This is a genomic window from Candidatus Binatia bacterium, from assembly GCA_036493895.1.
In the GTDB taxonomy this organism is placed as follows: domain Bacteria; phylum Desulfobacterota; class Binatia; order UBA1149; family CAITLU01; genus DATNBU01.
In genome coordinates this window covers 1-2004 of the sequence record DASXOZ010000021.1, presented here as the reverse complement: position 1 = coordinate 2004, position 2004 = coordinate 1, and the positions used below count along the sequence as shown (strand labels likewise).

Annotated in this window: 2 protein-coding genes; both read left to right on the top strand. The window is 66.2% G+C overall.

Annotation, left to right across the window (positions count from 1 at the left end):
* The coding region (locus VGK20_05810) for a glycosyltransferase family 4 protein (protein ID HEY2773551.1) at nucleotides 1-699 on the top strand (699 nt) is incomplete at its 5' end.
* 97 nt (nucleotides 700-796) lie between these two features.
* Nucleotides 797-2004, top strand: a 1208-nt coding sequence (locus VGK20_05805; protein HEY2773550.1) for a sugar transferase, incomplete at its 3' end; no start/stop codon positions are given.

Genomic DNA, 2004 nt, shown 5'->3' with positions numbered 1-2004 from the left:
GTGCTCGCCCGCTTCACCGACGGGCTCATTTTCGAAAGCGACTACATCCGCCGCGAGTACGAGCGGCGTGTCGGGGCTGGCCTTGCCCCGACCGCGGTGATCACCAACGGCCTGCAGCCATCCGATTTCGGCACGCATGAGCCCCGGGCCGATGCGGCCGACTTCCTGTTCGTCGGCGAGCTGCGCCAGCTCAAAGGGGTGGATGTGCTGCTGCGCGCGTTCGCCGAGGTTAAGAGCGCGCGGCCGGTTTCCGCCGTCATCGTCGGCGCGGGGCCGGATCGCGAGGCGTTCGAGCGCCTGGCCGAGGAGCTGCAGTTGACCGGCGCCGTGACCTTTCCCGGGCCGCTCCCGGCAGCGCAGGCCTTCCCCCGTGGGCGCGCGATCGTCATCCCGTCGCGCGCCGAAAGCCTGCCCTTCATCGTGATGGAGGCGGCCGCCGCCCAACTGCCGCTGATCGCGACCGATGTCGGCGGCATTCCGGAGATCGTTGCAGGGTCCGATACGCCGTTGCTCCCAGCGGGCGATGTCCAGGCGCTGGCTCGCGCCCTGCAAACCTTTCTCGACGATCCCGGGACAGCAAAGGCGCGTGCGCTGCGGCTGCAGCAGACGGTGCAGAAGCGCTTCGCTATTGGTGCGACGACGGCTGCCGTGCTCGACTTCTACGCGGCGCACGGGCACGCGGCAGATCGGACCCGCTAACCTTAACGACAAACCTAAACGAGCATGTAGCCAGCCGACGGGCCGGTGGCACGATGTGTGCGTTTGATGGGGCAAACCAGTAAAGAGCCCCCCACAAATGCTGCACGTCGAGAGAGCTTCCACCCAGCAAAGCGCGTCCTGCGCCGAAGCACTGCCAACCCAGATTCCACGGCTTGCGGACTTCCGCTTCCACGACAAATCGAGCCTCGTCTCGATGGTCGTGATCCGCGGTGCCGTGCGCGCCTTCGACTTCGCCATCATCGTCGCGCTCGGGCTTGCGATAGCGCTTCTGTACGTCGACGAGCCGATCGTCGTCAGCAACGCTGCCTTCCTCATCGCCGTGATCGGTATGGCCCTCACGACGGTCGCGGCGTTCGAGCTCCTCCAGCTCTACTCCCTGCCGGCATTAACCTCCTTCATCCGTCATATGCCGCGCGTTTTCCTCGGCTGGACCGCGGCGTTTGCGCTGCTCATTGCGGGATTGTTCTTTCTCAAAGTGGGACACGAGTTCTCCCGCGTCTGGTTCGCGCTCTGGTATGCGGCGGGCGCGGTTGCGCTCATCGCTGAGCGCTTTGCCGTCGGCACGGTCGTGCACCACTGGACCCGCCAAGGGCGACTATTCCGCCGCGCTGCCATCTACGGTGGCGGCACCATCACGGAAACGCTCATCGATGAGCTCGAGGTCGACCTCGACAGCGACGTGCGGATCATGGGCGTCTTCGACGACCGCGGAGACGATCGCGTCGACCGCATCGTCGCCGGCTATCCGCGTCTCGGCGGCTTGAGCGATCTCGTCCAGTTCGCGCGCAAGACCCGGCTCGACATCGTGATCATCGCGCTGCCGATCACCGCGGAGCGCCGCCTCGTGCAGTTGGCGCGCCTGCTGTCGGTGCTGCCGGCTGAGGTGAAGATCCCCGCGCGCGCAACCGAGCTGCGCTTTACCCGCGACACCTACTCGCACGTCGGCAACGTCGCCATGATCGATCTGCTCGAAAAGCCCATCGCCGACTGGGGCACCGTCGCGAAATGGCTCTTCGACAAGGCCGTCGCCCTGCTGGCGTTGCTGCTGCTGGCCCCGGTCATGCTGGCGGTCGCCGCGGCGATCAAGCTCGACAGCCCCGGGCCCGTGCTGTTCCGGCAGAAGCGACATGGCTTCAACAACGAGCTGATCGAGATCTTCAAGTTCCGCTCGATGTACGTCGACCGCTGCGACGCCAATGCGGCAAATCTCGTCACCAAGGGCGACGCGCGCGTCACCGCCGTCGGCCGCTTCATCCGCAAGACGAGCCTCGATGAGCTGCCGCA